Raw genomic sequence first — 14,731 nt, 5'->3', positions numbered from 1 at the left:
TAAAGTGATCTACTAACTCACGAGGAAGCCTAGCCCCCAGGCCCCGTGCATCGTGACCATGGCGACCGGCAGACGGACTCGGGCCGCGGCGTCGAGGTCACGGCCCTCCCACAACGACGCGGCCGTCACACCCGCCAGGTAGACACCAGGTGCCGCGAAACCGAGCAGCAGCCACGGCGTCGTGAAGATCCCCGCGAGGCCGAGCGCGAGCCCGAGGACGGACATGACGACGACCGCGGGCGGAGCCAGGTAGCGCACCGACGCGGTGTCGGGGTGCTCTTTGATGACCCGTCGACGCCAGCCGCCGGTACGGTACTGCTGCTGGGCGAACGACTTCCACGTCTCGCGCGGGTGGTAGGTGACCGCAAGGTCCGGCAGGAACCACACCGTCTCCCCCGACTCGCGGAGGCGGTGGTTCAGCTCCCAGTCCTGGGCCCGGACGAAGTGCTCGTCGTACCCGCCGACCTTCTCGAGCGCACTGCGGCGGAACGCCCCGAGATAGACCGTCAGCTGCGGTCCTGGGGCACCGCCGGTGTGGAAGGCCGCGCCGCCGATGCCGAAGCGCGATGACATCGTCCGCGCGACGGCTCGCCCGAAAGCCGTCGTCCCGCGCGGCGCCATGCGGCCACCCACGTTCGCGGCACCGGTGTCCCTCAACGCCGTGACCACCCGCGTCAGGTAGTCGGACGGGAAGAGCGCGTGCCCGTCGGCACGGACCAGGTAGTCGTGACGCGCGGCACCGATCGCGGCGTTGAGCCCTTGCGGCGTGAGCCCGGTCGGGTTGTCCACGATCGTGACCGAGGGATGCTCCGCGGCGAGCGCGTCGGCGATCTCGCGCGTGCGGTCCGCGGACGGCCCCACCGCGACGACGACCTCCAGCTCGCCGGCATAGTCCTGGAGGAGGATGCGCTCGACACACTCGGCGAGGTCACGCTCCTCGTTGCGCACGGTCATGAAGACCGATACGGGCGGCATGACCGACGCCGGCACCATGGCCTCGTCACTCATCGGCGCAGTGCTCATCAGCGCAGCCCTTCATCGAGCGGACCGGCGTCGATCAGGCGACGTCCGGCAGTCAGGAACCCGTCGGCATAGGTGCCGGCAGGGAAGTCACCCAGGTAGTAGACGCGCGTTTGCTCGCGCACCTCGACCAGCGGGTCCTCACCGAGCATCGCGTCGAGCGCGGGCTCGAGATCGGAGATCGCACCGTCGACGACGTAGGCCGCACGTGCCGCGGGGGCCTCCTCTCGGAGCACCTCCGACGAGCGGCCGACGGCGATCATCGCGAACGGCTTCTGCGACTGGAGGTAGTCGGAGACAACGGCCGAGACGTCGGAGACCATCGCATCCGAGGCGTTGAAGCAGTCGACCACCGACATGTGCAGCTCGGCTGCATCTCCCCAGACGTGCTGACGCCCGGTACGGGCGCGGTCCGCGTCGAGCAGCGCACCGATCTTGGCGATCGTCCGCGTCGCGTCCGGGAAGCGGTAGTTGAACGGGTGCGACCGGAAGATCACCCGGACGCCGCGCTTGAGCAGCGCCCGTACGATCTCCTCGCCCCGAGGCAACGAGTAGACCTCGGAGTCGGCGTACGGACCACGCCACGTCGGGGCGTACAGGACCGTACGGTCGGTCAGGTCACCGATCGGTCCGCGTGCCGGCCTGATGTCCTCCACCTGCGGACGCCCGACGATCTCGAACTTCTCCCGCGGGATCTCGACACCGTGACGCGCATAGCGGTCGATGCCCGCCTGGCCCGCGGCAAAGATCCGGTCGTAGATCGCGTGCACGGGGTTGTAGCAGGCAGGCTTCTCGGAGTCACCGTGGTTGAGCCAGACGTGGACCATCTGGCGACGCTCGATGAAGTGCGTGTTGTTGGGGGCGTTGTTCACGTAGAAGGCCGCCCGCATGCTCGGGACGATCACCTCTTGAAGGCTGCGGATCGACGGGCGGTGGATCACCGGCGCGGACGTGAGGCCTTCCAAGGCCCGGAACATCGTGAGGTTGCGCGTCACCACGACGAACGGGCGACCGAGTCGTTCGAAGTACGGGATCCACATGCCGACCTGGTAGCGCGCCCCGACGTTCGAGCCGAAGTAGACGGTGAACTCGGGCGCCTGCTCCTCGAGCGTCGCGTACAGGCGGTCCTCCGCGTCGACGCACCGGTGCACCCTCCGCAGGCCGCTGGCGAGTGCGAGCACCACCGCGACGAGGCACGCAGCCGCGACCAGCACGAGGACCGTCGTCAGGCCCGCCGCCGCGGCGAGCCATGCGACGACGACGGCTGCCGCGCCGACGACGCCGACGACGCCGCGCGGCACCACCTCGCGGACATCGACGTTCAACGAAGGCAGGTTGCGCGCCTCCAGCCCGACCCGCTCCCAGCTGTCGAAGACGGTCGTCTCCACGGACGTCGAGGCGGCCAGCACCGCGAGCGAGACCGCAACCATCCACGAGCTGCCGTGCCAGTCGAACCACGCCACCACCAGCGCCAGGACAAGCAGCAGGCGGGACATCTGGAGAGTCCCGGCGATCTGCTGAAATTTTCGGTTGCCGGGGCGTGCGCGCCGGTGCAGGACCACGAACAGCGCCATCGTCACCAGCGCGCCGCCGAGCGACAGCCCCCGAGGCGCGCCGAGCAGCGCGGCGACGAAGGTGAGCAGGGCGAGGCCGCCGGTCGTGACGTCGCGTGCAGCGACGGCTAGCTGGCGGCGTACGGCACCGAGGGTGAGCTTGACTCCGGCGTCGTCGGTCTCGCCTACCGCCGTGTCCTCGACCAGGGTGCCCGTACGGCGGTGGTCGATGACGTCGCGGGCGCGGTCGACGAACACGTCGGCATAACCCTCGGCCGGGAAGTCGCCGAGGTAGTCGTTGCGGACCGCCCGCCGCTCCAGAGCGAGCGGGTCGCTGCCGAGCATCGAGTCGAGCGCGGACGAGACGTTGGACGCGTCCCCCTCGATCACGTACGAGGCCGCGGCGATCGGGTAGTGGCCGACGAAGTCGCGACCGTGCTCCGTCATCGCTGTCATCGCGAACGGCTTGCCGGAGAAGAGCCAGTCGACGACCACGCTCGACACGTCAGAGACCATCGCGTCGGCGGCATTGATGCAGTCGAAGATCGACATCGTGCGCTCGGCACGCTCACCGAAGACGTGCGCGCGTCCGGTGCGTTCGGCGTCCTCGCGGAGCATCTGATGGATCGTACGGATGGTGTCCGTGTCGGTCTCGAACCGGTAGCTGAACGGGTGCGGCCGGAAGATCACCGTCGCGCCCCGCTCCAGCAGGGCGCCGACGATGGCGGTGCCGATCGGCAGCGAGTGGTAGGCCGTCTCGTCCACGTGCCCGCGCCAGGTCGGCGCATAGAGGACGGTCGGCTGCGCCGGAACCGGCCCGTCCACACGCGTGACGCCTTCGACCTGCGGACGGCCGACGACGTCGAACGTGTCGCGAGGGATCGACACCCCGTGGGCGGCGTAGCGACGCACCGCCGCCTCACCCGCGGCGAAGATCCGGTCGTACATCGCGTGCGTCGGGTTGTAGGACGACGGCTTGTCCGAGTCGCCGTGGCCGAGGAACACATGGGTCAGCCGGTGGTGCCGGACGAAGATGCTGTTGCCCGAGGAGGCGTTGACATAGAACGCGGTCGTCAACGACGGGGTGACCACGTCGTCGAGGTCGCGTGAGCCGTGCCGCATCACGATCGGCAGGTCGGTGTGCTCGGCGAGCAGCTCGGCCGGGTAGTTGTGACGCGTCACGATGAGGAACTTGCGCCCGGTGCGTCGCAGGTAGGGCAGCCACATCGTCACCTGGTGCGAGCCGTCCTCCGGCCACGCCGTGTAGACGACCGCGTCGGGCGCGTACGCGGTCAGCGCGCCCGCGAGATCGGCCTCGATCCGTCGTCCCGCGCGCATACGGACGACGGCGTTGAGTCCCATGACGATGTCGGGGCCGGCAGCGACCAGCGTCACCGCGGCCCACCACCACGGAGAAAGCCCGATCCCGGCGGTGACCGCGCCGAACGCGAGCGCGCCCAGGTGAGCGCCGGTCGCCGCGGACTCGAGGTCGATCTGCTTCGGCGCCGGTGTCAGACCGGGAACGTTCGAGACGAAGGTGACGCGGTACTGGCGTGCTTGGCCCAGCACCGGCTCCAGCACGACGACGCCGATGCTCATCATGGCCGCGAGCGCAGCGACCCACGCCGAGGCGTCGCTCCACGCCACGAAGCACACGGTGACCGCCGCGCCCACCATGCCGCGCAGCGCGCCGCCGTGGCCGAGCAGGACTCGCTCGACGTTGGGTGAGAGGTCGTCGCGGTGCACGAAGCGCCAGCCGTCGTACGCCAGCGCGGCGATCACGACAAGGAGGACCGTGACGACGACGGGTTCGACGACGCCGGCCAGCGCGGCAGCCGCCGCCAGGACGACCGCCGCGGCGGTGGTGAGCTCGGTGGCAGCGTCGCCCGCGCGGGCCGCCATGACGCGTGCGGCCTCGGGGGGCGCCAGACCTGGGTCAGCCATTCGTGATCGCAGCCGGGCCATTCTCGCGGCGGATGTCGATGACGTGGCCCGTCTGCGACGAGAGGAGCACGTCGAGCGACTGGCGCGCGACCTCCTCCGAGGACAGCAGCGTGCCCGCGGGCTCCTCGCCGAACGCCTTCGTGCGCATCGGGGTGCCCGTGCGCTCGGGGTTCACGCAGTTCACGCGCACGTCGCCGGCCCACTCGTCGGCCAGCGCCTGGGTGAGGTTCACCACGGCTGCCTTCGCCGAGGAGTACAGCGAGTAGCCCGAGCGGCCACGGGTGTACGAGGAGGAGGTGAAGAGAAGCAGCGAGCCCGACGATGCCGCGAGGTGGGGGTAGAACTCCTGGGCGATGAAAATCGGACCGAGGTAGTTCACCTCGGTCGCGTTGTAGATCGTCTCCTCGCTCGTCTCCGCCAGCGGTGCGATCGGGAGGACGCCCGCGGTGTTGACGACGTAGTCGACCCGTCCGGTCTTGGCGAGGACGGTCTCGGCAGCGGCGCGGACGTCGGCGCGTCGCTCGACGTGGGTGTCGGTGCTCGAGCGCGCGAACGTGAAGACGGTCGCGCCTGCGCGCTCCGCGAGGGCGGCGATGTCGCCACCGATGCCGTACGAGCCGCCGAAGACGACGACAGTCTTGCCCTCGAGCGCGGCGGCCTGTTGGACGTCGGTGAGGGCCTCCGGACGCTCGGCGGACGCCAGTTGGAACAGCTTGTCGGCGATGTAGACGTCGATCGGCTCGGTGACCTTCATGTTGCGCTCGTGACCGTCGACGACCGTGATCGGGACATCGGGCGTGTAGCGCAGGACGACGGTGCAGTCGTCGGTCGCGACGAAGTCGGGGTCTTGCGTCGCCTTCGCATAGGCGGCACGGATCACCGAGAGACGGAACGCTTGCGGGGTCTGCCCGCGCCGCAGGAGGTGGCGCGGGAGCACGTCGGCGATGGTGTCGGAGTCCTCGTGGACCGCGACGATCGTGTCGGCCGACGGGATGACGGTGTCGACAGCCTCGTACTCGCCGAGCGCGGCGACGACGTCCTCGATGATCGTCTGCGACACCAGCGGGCGCACGGCGTCGTGGAGGAGGACGTTGCACTCCTCGTCACCGAGGGCGTCCAGCGCGCGCTGGGTCGTGGCGTTGCGGGTGTCGGCGCCCTCCAAGATCTGGGTCACCTTGTCGTACCCGCCGTTGCGGACGATGCTCCGCACCGGGTCCAGGTGGCCCGGCGTCATCAGCACCACGATCTCGTCGATCAGAGGGGATGCCTGCATGACCGCGATCGTGTGCTCGATGATCGGCTTGCCCGCGATCTTGATCAACTGTTTCGGGATCGACAGGCCGACCCGGGTGCCGGTGCCGCCGGCCAGCACCACGGCCACGTTTCGCATCGTAGTCACGACCTAGAGAGTAACTTGTGGCACGAACCCGGAGCCGGAGGGTATGCGTGGGTTCCAGGACCCTCACACGTAGAGTGGGCCTGCTATGCCGGGGCCGTCCCCGAATGGGACGCGACACCTGACGAGAGGGATCGATGGTCGACTCGAGCTATACCCGATCGCCCTGGGCGCGGGTCCGCGCAATCTGGGGCGTACGGAAGATCTTCCTCCTCCTGGTCCGCCGTGACCTGAAGGTGCGCTACGCGAATTCCGTCCTCGGATACGTGTGGACGGTCCTCGACCCGCTCCTGATGAGCCTCGTCTACTGGGCGATCTTCTCCATGCTGTTCGCACGTGACGTCCCGGGCGACGAGCCGTACATCGTCTTCCTGCTCGCGGGCATGCTGCCGTGGCAGTGGTTCAACTCGACCGTCTCACAGAGCTCCAAGGCGCTGCGTAGCTCGTCTCGGTTGATCCGATCAACCAACCTGCCTCGCGAGATCTGGGTGCTGCGTGTCGTCGCGTCCAACGCGGTCGAGTACGTCTTCGCGCTGCCGGTGCTCGCCGGTTTCCTGATCGCCTTCCAGGTGCCGCTCCACTGGAACATGCTGATCACGCTGCCGCTGGCGATGCTGCTGATGGCCACCTTGCTGTGCGGCATCGGGTTCGCCTTGAGCGTCCTCACCGTCCTGGTGCCCGACCTCAACCGTGTGGTCCAGATCTTCCTTCGTCTGTTCTTCTACGCGTCACCGGTGCTCTATACGACGACACGGCTGCCCGAGGACATCCGCTGGGTGTACGTGGCCAACCCTGTCGCCGACATCCTCCAGCTCTTCCGGTCCGGGATCTTCCCGCACTACCTCAACTGGCTCCACGTCGGATATGCGGCGGCCGTCTCCGTCGCGATTCTCGCGTTCGGCTGGTGGATCTTCGCCCGCCTCGAGCGCACGGTCCTCAAGGAGCTCTGAGTCATGACCGAACCCATCATCTCGGTCCAGGACGTCTCGGTCCGGTTCCACCGGTCACGGCGCCACCGCAGCATCCGCGACCTCGTCTTCAAGGGCCAGTCCGGAGTGCGCGCCGGCGAGTTCTGGGGGTTGCGCAACATCTCGTTCGACGTGCAGCCCGGTGAGGCGATCGGCGTCGTCGGTCGCAACGGTCAGGGCAAGTCGACGCTTCTCAAGACGATCGCCGGCGTTCTCATCCCCGACGAAGGGCGCGCCGTCGTCAACGGCGGTGTGGCCCCGCTGATCGAGATCACCGGCGGCTTCGTCGGAGACCTGACGGTGCGCGACAACATCTTCCTCGCCGCCGGTCTGCACGGCACGAGCAAGAAGCAGATCGCGGCGTCGTTCGACGAGATCGTCGAGTTCGCCGAGATCGAGGACTTCGTCGACACTCCCTACAAGCACCTCTCCTCCGGGATGAAGGTCCGGGTGGCGTTCAGTGTGGTCTCGCGCCTCGACGAGCCGATCATGCTCGTCGACGAGGTGCTGGCGGTCGGCGACCGCGCCTTCCGCGAGAAGTGCTTCGAGCGGATCGACGAGATGCTGAGCGAGGGCCGGACGCTGTTCATGGTGTCGCACAGCGAGGCGAACCTCACCCGCTTCTGCAGCCGCGGCCTCTATCTGCGCGAGGGCCAGCTCGTCCACGACGGCCCGATCGGTGAGGTCGTCGAGAAGTACTTCAGCGAGTCCGGCAACGAGGCTGCACTGCGTCGCCGCCACGAGCGTCGGATGCGTCGCATGCGCCAGCGCGGGCTCCTCGGAGACGACTCCGACGAGGATGACGAAGGCGACGAGGACGGGCTCCGTACGGTCGTCTGACCCGCACGGCCTCCGTAAACGGGCCGCCGCGGGCTGAGCGTCGTCGGTGGGCTGGCGTCCACGGACCCGACAGGCCTGGACGCTACGCCACCAACTGCCCTCGTTCGCGGCGGACAGTGACCCACGAACGCCAGAGAGTGACCCGCGAACTCGGCACAGTGACCCGCGGGTCAGACGACGGGCGGGCGTCCGCGCAGCGTCATCGCGAGCACGGTGCGCCACTTGAGCGGACGGCGCTCCCCCGGGTCCGTACGCCATCCCTCACGCCAGCCCGCCAACCACGGACGCAGCGAGCGCCGACCGATCGACGACCGCACCGCCCGCAGGAGCGCGACCAGCGTCCAGCTCGCGACGTACGCCCACGAGAACGGCCACCGCAGGTTGCGGCGGGCCAGCCAGACGCGGTTGCGGGCGTTGAGGCGGTAGTAGAAGTCGTGCCGTGCCGGGTCGATCGCGGGGTGGAGGCACGCGAGATCGCCGCGGTACCAGACCTCGTACCCCGCGTCCCACACCCGCCATGCCAGCTCGATGCCCTCGTGGGCGTAGAAGAACTCGTCTCCCCAACCGCCGGCGGCGTCGAACGCGGCGCGGCGCACGACCAGCACGCCCTCCCACAGCGAGAACGCCGTCGACGAGCGCCGTGGGTCGCCCTTGCGCATGCGCGGGATCCACCGCGTCGGGGCGGTCTCCCCCGGGCTCTCCACCCGAGGCTGGACGACTCCGAGGCGGCGGTCGGCCGCGAACAGCGCCGCCGCACGCGCAAGGAAGTCGTCGCCGTCCAGACGGGCGTCGTCGTCGACGAACAGCAGCAGGTCGCCGGTCACGTGGGGGACGCCGGCGTTGCGTCCGGCCGGGATGCCGAGGTTCTCGGGGAGCGCGAGGGCACGAACGCCCTCCGGCAGCCCGGACGGCGCCCACCCGTTGCCGACGCACACGATGTCCACATCCACATCGCCCTGCGCGAGGACGGAACGGAGCGCAGCGTCGAGGTCCTCGGGGCGCTTGCCCTGGGTGAGGACGACGACACCGATCTGGGGGCGTACGGGTGCGGTCACACGGGCCACCGTACCGGCGCGGGTCCGTGCACTCGGTGCCCCGGTCAGGAGGCGAGGGCGTGGGACGCGGCGGCCTCGAGGGTGTGAATCGGCGAGACGTCGATGACGAGCTCGCCGGAGCGGACGGAGACACGTCCAGCGGTGTGCAGGAGGCGGTAGCCGAAACGTCCGCGTACGAGTTCGACGACCTCGGGGCGCCGCGAGGTCGCACGTGGCAGGCGTGCGCGCAGCCTCGTCCGCAGGGTCCGCAACCGCGCGCCGTCGAAGGTGAGGACCACCCTGACCGGCATGCCGTCGAGGGGCGAGCCGTCATCGTCGAGAGAGAGGACGACGACGAACCGTGGCCTGTCCTCGTACCGGGCGATCATCTGCTCCACCGTCGCGCCGGGCAGGCTGGCGAGGAGGTCACCGGGCCACAGCCCGTACCCCCTCGCCCGCTCCGTCAGCGTCACTCCCCTGCTCATCACCGCATCACAGCACACTCACGTGGGCCAACACGGCAGCCACGCGGAGCTCAGGACCCTGAGAGAAGATCCTCGAACGAGCTCGTCATCGCGAACGGGTCGACCGGCGCGCTGCTCGCTCGGGCGGCGACCAGCGTCGAGAGCTCGCCGGCGGCCCTCTCGACACGGGACTGCAAGGCACCGTTCACACCGTCGACACCGCCCCAGTCCTCCGACGCCGCGAAGACAGCGGTCGGCACGACGACAGCGCGCAGATAGGCGAACATCGGCCGCAGCGCGTGCTCGAGGGCCAGCGAGTGGCGTGCCGTGCCCGCCGTGGCGGCGATCAGCACCGGCTTGCCGGCCAGGGAGTCCTTCTCGAGCACGTCGAAGAAGGACTTGAAGAGCCCCGAGTAGGACGCGGTGAAGATCGGCGTCACGACGACCAGCCCGTCCGCGGCCACGACGTCGTCGAGGACCGCCTGGAGTCCGGCCGGGGCGAAGCCGGTGAGCATCGCGTTGGTGATGTCGTGCGCGTGCTCACGCAGCTCGTGCACGGTCACCTCGGCCTCGACCCCGCTGGTGAGCAGGTCGTCGCGGACCGCCTGGGCAAGCCGGTCGGCGAGCAGGCGTGTCGAGGACGGCTGGCTCAGGCCGGCGCTGACGACGGTGATCTTGCGGGTGGTCATGCAGTCACCTCCTCAGTGGTCGCGGCCTGCGCGACGGCGACGAGCGATGCGTGAGTCGGGGCCTCGGGAACATGGGCGGGCTTCAGCGCGGCGAACTCCTTGCGCAGCACCGGGACGACCTCCTCGCCGAGGAGGTCGAGCTGCTCGAGCACGGTCTTGAGCGGCAGACCTGCGTGGTCCATGAGCCACAGCTGGCGCTGGTAGTCGCCGACGTACTCCCGGAACCCCAGCGTCCGCTCGATGACCTGCTGCGGGCTGCCGACGGTGAGCGGCGTCTCGCGGGTGAAGTCCTCGAGGCTCGGCCCGTGCCCATAGACGGGCGCGTTGTCGAAGTACGGCCGGAACTCGTCCACCGCGTCCTGGCTGTTCTTGCGCATGAACACCTGCCCGCCGAGGCCGACGATGGCCTGGTCGGCGCTGCCGTGGCCGTAGTGCTCGAAGCGCTGACGGTAGAACGCGACCATGCGCTGGGTGTGGCTGGCAGGCCAGAAGATGTGGTTCGAGAAGAACCCGTCGCCGTAGTAGGCGGCCTGCTCGGCGATCTCCGGGCTGCGGATCGAGCCGTGCCAGACGAACGGCGCGACTCCGTCGAGCGGGCGCGGGGTCGCGGTGAAGCCCTGCAGCGGCGTACGGAACTTGCCCTCCCAGTCGACGACGTCCTCGGTCCAGAGGCGGCGCAGCAGGTGGTAGTTCTCGATCGCGAGCTCGATGCCCTGCCGGATGTCCTTGCCGAACCACGGATAGACCGGACCGGTGTTGCCGCGACCCAGCATCAGGTCGTTGCGGCCGTCCGACAGGTGCTGCAGCGTCGCGTAGTCCTCAGCGATGCGCACCGGGTCGGTCGTGGTGATCAGCGTCGTGGAGGTCGAGAGGATGAGCCGTTCGGTCTGCGCGGCGATGTAGGCCAGCGTGGTCGTCGGGGCGGACGGGATGAAGGGCGGGTTGTGGTGCTCCCCCGTCGCGAAGACGTCGAGCCCGACCTCCTCGGCCTTCTTGGCGATCTCGATGGTCGCCTTGATCCGCTCGTGCTCGGACGGCGTCCGGCCCGTCGTCGGGTCGGTCGTGACGTCGCCGACGGTGAAGATCCCGAACTGCATCTGCTCGTCCCCTTGTCTGATCGCTCCCGCGATCGCTCTGGAACCAATCTAGTACAGCCTTCAACTATCTGACCAGTCGGCCTATTCCCCCGCCGCCGGCCGCTCGAGCGGGCGTTGTCAGCCGAAACCCCTAACGTGGCCCCTATGAGCAATGATTCCGCCGCACTCGACACCTTGCGCGCGATCCTGCTCGACCAGGTCGACCGGATCGATGACCTCGTCGACGACCTCACTCGCGACCTCCCCCTCCCGATCGGCACGTACCGCCCGGACGGCGAGTCCAACACGGTCTGCTGGCTCGTCTGGCACCAGGCGCGCGTGCTCGACGACCACGGGGCTGACCTCATGGGCACCCTTCAGGCGTGGACGGCCGACAGCTGGTACGACGAGCTCGGGCTCCCGTTCGCCAAGTCCGCCACCGGCTACGGGCAGTCGCCTGACGAGGTCGCCACCGTCGTGGTCAGCGGCGAGAAGCTCGCCGGCTACCACCACGACGTCACCGGGCGGCTCCGGTCCTTCCTGCACGGCGTCGACGTCGCAGGGCTGCGACGCATCGTCGACGACCGGTGGGATCCCCCGGTGACGGCGGCCGTCCGGCTCGTCAGCATGTTCGACGACAGCGTCCAGCACCTCGGTCAGGCCTCGTACGTCCGCGGGCTCGCAGAGCGGGCCGACCTGGGGTGAGCCCGGACGTCAGGACGTCACGACCGTGACGATCGGGGCGCTCGTCGGCTCCTTCGACCCACCCGCGGGCTCCACGCTGATCGCGACCGCCGTCACACCGGTGACGTCGTCCATGAGGTGCGCTCCCCGCGCCCCCTGCTCGTCGCGTGGCAGGACGCCTGCGCTGTGCATGGCGCCGTCCGACTCCGTCCACATCTGGTAGTCCAGGTCGTCGCCGAGCCGGGGCAGGTCCGCGACGACCATCACGGCCTTGCCGAGGTCGGCAGACTGCACGACGCGCACCGTCCCGCCACCGTCGACCGGGGCCGCCACCATCTCGACGTCCGGGGCGGAGAGCACCTCCGTCATCGCGGCCTGGCGGGCCTCCATCTGGTCGACCTGGTCGCGCTGGGACAGGCCGAAGCCGACTGCGCCGACGACCAGCGCGAGGGCCGCCGCAGCGAGCATGATCCGTGCCGGCCACCCGCGGCGCCACGACCGCGCGCTGGAGAGGTCGGTGACGACAGGCCGCTCCTGCGGGGTGCGGGAGACCGCGTCGAGGACGGCGCGGCGCAGGTGCGCCGGAGGTGCCGCCTCCTGCGCGGCACCGAGCCGCGCGGCCGTCTCCTGGAAGCCGAGGACCTCCTCTTCGCAGTCCGCGCACTCGGCGAGGTGGGACTCGTACGAGGCGCGCTCCTCGGCGTCGAGCGCATCGAGGGCGAACGCGCCCGCGAGCGTGTGCGGATCGCTGGTCATGCCGTCACCCCCAGGCAGTCGCGCAGGCGGATCAATCCATCGCGCAGGCGGGTCTTCACCGTCGCCGGGTTGGCCTCAAGGATCACCGCGACCTCCGCGTAGGTGTGGCCCTGGTAGTAGGCGAGGCCGACCGCTTCACGCTGCAGGTCGGTCAGCGTGCCCACGCATCGGCGTACCTGCTCGTGCTCGAGCCGTACGGTCACCTCGTCGGTGACCTGGTCGTACGCGGGCCCGCCGGACCAGTCGTACCGTGCGTCGCGGTCGGCCGCGGCCTGGTCGTGCCGTACAGCATCGACGGCACGGCGATGGGCCAGCGTCAGCACCCACGTCTTTGCACGCCCCCGCCGCGCGTCGAAACGCGGCGCGATCTGCCACACCTGCAAGAACACCTCCTGCGTCACCTCCTCCGAGCGCACCGGGTCACGCAGAATCCTCCGTACGAGGCCGAAGACGGCACCCGCCAGCGCGTCGTACACCGCGGCGAAGGCCTGCTCGTCCCCTCTGGCCACGCGTCCCATCAGGGACTCGACCGCGTCACCCGTGTCGGGCGTGCTCGCGTCGGGGGCTGGGCGCCGGCCACGCTCTGGGTCTGCCATCGGCACTCCTGGTTGGAGGGACTGTCATCGGTGATTCGAGGCAGTGCGCCCCGGGGATGGGTCCGATCGTCCGCGTTCACATTGTCACTCGCCGGACCCATCCGTGTCGCCGGTCGCCGCGAAGCAAGGGCATGACCAGGACCCGGGTTCGCCTCCTCGCTGCCGGCAGCGGTGTGCTCGCCGTACTGGCCGGCGTGGCGGTGGGGACGGCGGTGGCGGCCGTCACCGGAGGGCCTTCGCCCGTCGTTGCGGTCGGCAACGCGGTGATCGCGTTGACGCCGGGGTTCGTGAAGGACTTCGCCGTCCGGGCGTTCGGCGAGAGCGACAAAGCGGTCCTGCTGGGCGGGATGGCGTTGGTGCTCCTCGTGCTGGCTGCGGCGGCGGGAGTGCTCGGGGCTTCCCGCCGCCGGCTCGCGGTCGTCCTCGTGGCAGCCGTGGGCGCGGTCGCGGTGGTGGCGACGGCGGTCGACTCGACGACCTCGGCATGGCCCGCGGTCGCCCTCCTCGCCCCCGTCGCGACCGGCATCGTCGCGGCAGCGACGCTCCTCGTCCTGCTGCGGGCGCTTCCTGTCTCTGACCAGAGCCTTGGCGCGGTCCCCTCACGCCGACCCGGCGACGACCTGCCGTCAGGGTTCGACCGCCGACGGTTCCTCGTCGCCGTCCTCGGCACGGCCGCCGTCGCGGCGACCGGCGGTGCGGTGACCCGGATCGCGGGCGGGTCGGATGCGGCGGTGTCGCGGTCGCGCATCCGCGTCCCGGTCCCGCGCAGCCCCGCGCCCCCGCTGCCGGACGGGCTCGACCCGCTGTCAGGCGTGACCTCGTACGTGACGCCGAACCGCGACTTCTACCGCGTCGACACCGCGCTGATCGTTCCCGACGTCCCCGCCGACACCTGGCGCCTGCGGATCCACGGCGACGTGGACGAGGAGCTCGAGCTGAGCTTCGCCGACCTCCTCGACATGCCGCTGATCGAGCGCCGCATCACGCTCACCTGCGTCTCCAACGAGGTCGGAGGCCCGTACGCCGGCAACGCCACGTGGATCGGCGTCCCCCTGGCCGACCTCTTGCGGCGCGCGGGGGTGCGCGACGGCGCCGACGCGCTCAAGTCCACGAGCGCGGACGGGATGGTGATCGGTACGCCGCTGGACGCGGTCCTCGACGGGCGCGACGCGCTGGTCGCGCTCGCGATGAACGGTGAGCCACTGCCGCTGGACCACGGCTTCCCCGCACGGATGGTCGTGCCCGGGCTGTACGGCTACGTGTCGGCGACGAAGTGGCTCGTCGACCTGGAGGTCACGCGGTTCGCAGACTTCGAGGCGTACTGGACCGAGCGCGACTGGGCCGAGCAGGCCCCGATCAAGCTCGCGTCGCGCATCGACGTCCCGCGCTCGTTCCAGTCGTTCGACCGCGACTCCGTCCGAGTCGGCGGCGTCGCCTGGGCGCAGCACGTCGGCGTACGGGCCGTGGAGATGCGGGTCGACGACGGCTCGTGGGAGTCGGCGCAGCTCGCCCCGCAGGACGGCATCGACACGTGGCGCCAATGGACGTGGCACTGGCGCGACGCGACCCGCGGCGACCACACGCTCACCGTGCGCGCGACCGACGCGGACGGGACCACACAGACCTCCGACCGGGCCGAACCACGCCCGGACGGTGCCACCGGCTGGCACAGCGTCAGCTTCTCGGTGGAGTGACCGATCACGACAGGAAG

Annotated in this window: 13 protein-coding genes; 4 read left to right on the top strand and 9 right to left on the bottom strand. The window is 70.0% G+C overall.

Annotation, left to right across the window (positions count from 1 at the left end; genetic code table 11):
* Window positions 1-12: 12 nt before the first annotated feature.
* Genes H4N58_RS06610 through H4N58_RS06600 form a run of 3 tightly spaced genes read right to left on the bottom strand, consistent with a single transcriptional unit; the run spans window position 13 to window position 5,907 of the window.
* Window positions 13-1,023 carry a glycosyltransferase family 2 protein gene (locus tag H4N58_RS06610; protein WP_243843094.1) on the bottom strand — a complete coding sequence of 337 codons (1,011 nt, stop codon included), beginning with the start codon at window positions 1,021-1,023 and terminating at the stop codon, window positions 13-15.
* Window positions 1,023-4,517 carry a CDP-glycerol glycerophosphotransferase family protein gene (locus tag H4N58_RS06605; protein ID WP_167251964.1) on the bottom strand — a complete coding sequence of 1,165 codons (3,495 nt, stop codon included), beginning with the start codon at window positions 4,515-4,517 and terminating at the stop codon, window positions 1,023-1,025. Before H4N58_RS06605 ends, H4N58_RS06610 begins: the two co-directional genes overlap by 1 nt.
* Window positions 4,510-5,907 carry a bifunctional cytidylyltransferase/SDR family oxidoreductase gene (locus tag H4N58_RS06600; protein ID WP_167009231.1) on the bottom strand — a complete coding sequence of 466 codons (1,398 nt, stop codon included), beginning with the start codon at window positions 5,905-5,907 and terminating at the stop codon, window positions 4,510-4,512. The genes H4N58_RS06605 and H4N58_RS06600 overlap by 8 nt, the downstream gene beginning before the upstream one ends.
* Before the next feature lie 143 nt (window positions 5,908-6,050).
* On the opposite strand from H4N58_RS06600, the gene H4N58_RS06595 reads away from it, so the two are divergent.
* Together H4N58_RS06595 and H4N58_RS06590 are read left to right on the top strand one after the other, a co-directional pair.
* Entirely contained in the window at window positions 6,051-6,863 is an 813-nt protein-coding gene (locus H4N58_RS06595) for an ABC transporter permease (RefSeq protein ID WP_167007823.1), read from the top strand.
* Between the two features lie 3 nt (window positions 6,864-6,866).
* The gene (locus H4N58_RS06590) at window positions 6,867-7,721 is read left to right on the top strand and encodes an ABC transporter ATP-binding protein (RefSeq protein WP_167007820.1); all 855 of its coding nucleotides are present in this window, start codon (window positions 6,867-6,869) and stop codon (window positions 7,719-7,721) included.
* 170 nt (window positions 7,722-7,891) lie between these two features.
* Here H4N58_RS06590 and H4N58_RS06585 read toward each other — a convergent pair whose 3' ends face one another.
* Genes H4N58_RS06585 through H4N58_RS06570 form a run of 4 tightly spaced genes read right to left on the bottom strand, consistent with a single transcriptional unit; the run spans window position 7,892 to window position 11,005 of the window.
* Window positions 7,892-8,776: a glycosyltransferase family 2 protein gene (locus H4N58_RS06585; protein ID WP_167007817.1), complete on the bottom strand. Its 885-nt coding sequence runs from the start codon at window positions 8,774-8,776 to the stop codon at window positions 7,892-7,894.
* Window positions 8,777-8,820: 44 nt separating this feature from the next.
* On the bottom strand, window positions 8,821-9,240 hold the full coding sequence (locus H4N58_RS06580; RefSeq protein ID WP_167007814.1) for a hypothetical protein: 420 nt from the start codon (window positions 9,238-9,240) through the stop codon (window positions 8,821-8,823).
* A 50-nt stretch (window positions 9,241-9,290) separates the two neighbouring features.
* Complete coding sequence (locus tag H4N58_RS06575; protein WP_167007811.1) at window positions 9,291-9,908, bottom strand: FMN reductase; 618 nt, start codon at window positions 9,906-9,908, stop codon at window positions 9,291-9,293.
* A complete protein-coding gene (locus H4N58_RS06570; RefSeq protein WP_167251965.1) occupies window positions 9,905-11,005 on the bottom strand; it encodes an LLM class flavin-dependent oxidoreductase in 1,101 nt (366 codons plus the stop codon). The genes H4N58_RS06575 and H4N58_RS06570 overlap by 4 nt, the downstream gene beginning before the upstream one ends.
* 144 nt (window positions 11,006-11,149) lie before the next feature.
* Between H4N58_RS06570 and H4N58_RS06565 the strand changes: the two genes are divergently transcribed.
* The gene (locus tag H4N58_RS06565) at window positions 11,150-11,689 is read left to right on the top strand and encodes a DUF664 domain-containing protein (protein ID WP_167251966.1); all 540 of its coding nucleotides are present in this window, start codon (window positions 11,150-11,152) and stop codon (window positions 11,687-11,689) included.
* 9 nt (window positions 11,690-11,698) lie between these two features.
* On the opposite strand, the gene H4N58_RS06560 is transcribed toward H4N58_RS06565, so the two are convergent.
* Both H4N58_RS06560 and sigK read right to left on the bottom strand, forming a co-directional pair.
* The gene (locus H4N58_RS06560) at window positions 11,699-12,424 is read right to left on the bottom strand and encodes an anti-sigma factor domain-containing protein (protein ID WP_167252079.1); all 726 of its coding nucleotides are present in this window, start codon (window positions 12,422-12,424) and stop codon (window positions 11,699-11,701) included.
* Complete coding sequence (gene sigK, locus H4N58_RS06555; RefSeq protein WP_167251967.1) at window positions 12,421-13,020, bottom strand: ECF RNA polymerase sigma factor SigK; 600 nt, start codon at window positions 13,018-13,020, stop codon at window positions 12,421-12,423. The genes H4N58_RS06560 and sigK overlap by 4 nt, the downstream gene beginning before the upstream one ends.
* A 131-nt stretch (window positions 13,021-13,151) precedes the next feature.
* On the opposite strand from sigK, the gene H4N58_RS06550 reads away from it, so the two are divergent.
* Window positions 13,152-14,714 carry a molybdopterin-dependent oxidoreductase gene (locus H4N58_RS06550; RefSeq protein WP_167251968.1) on the top strand — a complete coding sequence of 521 codons (1,563 nt, stop codon included), beginning with the start codon at window positions 13,152-13,154 and terminating at the stop codon, window positions 14,712-14,714.
* The last annotated feature ends 17 nt before the right edge of the window (window positions 14,715-14,731 follow it).

The sequence above is a fragment of the Mumia sp. ZJ1417 genome, from assembly GCF_014127285.1.
GTDB lineage: Bacteria > Actinomycetota > Actinomycetes > Propionibacteriales > Nocardioidaceae > Mumia.
This window is presented reverse-complemented; position numbering and strand designations above follow the sequence as displayed.

Coding starts and splice junctions, on each gene's coding strand:
- H4N58_RS06580 (WP_167007814.1), bottom strand. CDS start 9,240: ATGAGCAGGGGAGTGACGCTGACGGAGCGGGCGAGGGGGTACGGGCTG.
- H4N58_RS06605 (WP_167251964.1), bottom strand. CDS start 4,517: ATGGCTGACCCAGGTCTGGCGCCCCCCGAGGCCGCACGCGTCATGGCG.
- H4N58_RS06575 (WP_167007811.1), bottom strand. CDS start 9,908: ATGACCACCCGCAAGATCACCGTCGTCAGCGCCGGCCTGAGCCAGCCG.
- H4N58_RS06570 (WP_167251965.1), bottom strand. CDS start 11,005: ATGCAGTTCGGGATCTTCACCGTCGGCGACGTCACGACCGACCCGACG.
- sigK (WP_167251967.1), bottom strand. CDS start 13,020: ATGGCAGACCCAGAGCGTGGCCGGCGCCCAGCCCCCGACGCGAGCACG.
- H4N58_RS06550 (WP_167251968.1), top strand. CDS start 13,152: ATGACCAGGACCCGGGTTCGCCTCCTCGCTGCCGGCAGCGGTGTGCTC.
- H4N58_RS06565 (WP_167251966.1), top strand. CDS start 11,150: ATGAGCAATGATTCCGCCGCACTCGACACCTTGCGCGCGATCCTGCTC.
- H4N58_RS06600 (WP_167009231.1), bottom strand. CDS start 5,907: ATGCGAAACGTGGCCGTGGTGCTGGCCGGCGGCACCGGCACCCGGGTC.
- H4N58_RS06560 (WP_167252079.1), bottom strand. CDS start 12,424: ATGACCAGCGATCCGCACACGCTCGCGGGCGCGTTCGCCCTCGATGCG.
- H4N58_RS06590 (WP_167007820.1), top strand. CDS start 6,867: ATGACCGAACCCATCATCTCGGTCCAGGACGTCTCGGTCCGGTTCCAC.
- H4N58_RS06595 (WP_167007823.1), top strand. CDS start 6,051: ATGGTCGACTCGAGCTATACCCGATCGCCCTGGGCGCGGGTCCGCGCA.
- H4N58_RS06610 (WP_243843094.1), bottom strand. CDS start 1,023: ATGAGCACTGCGCCGATGAGTGACGAGGCCATGGTGCCGGCGTCGGTC.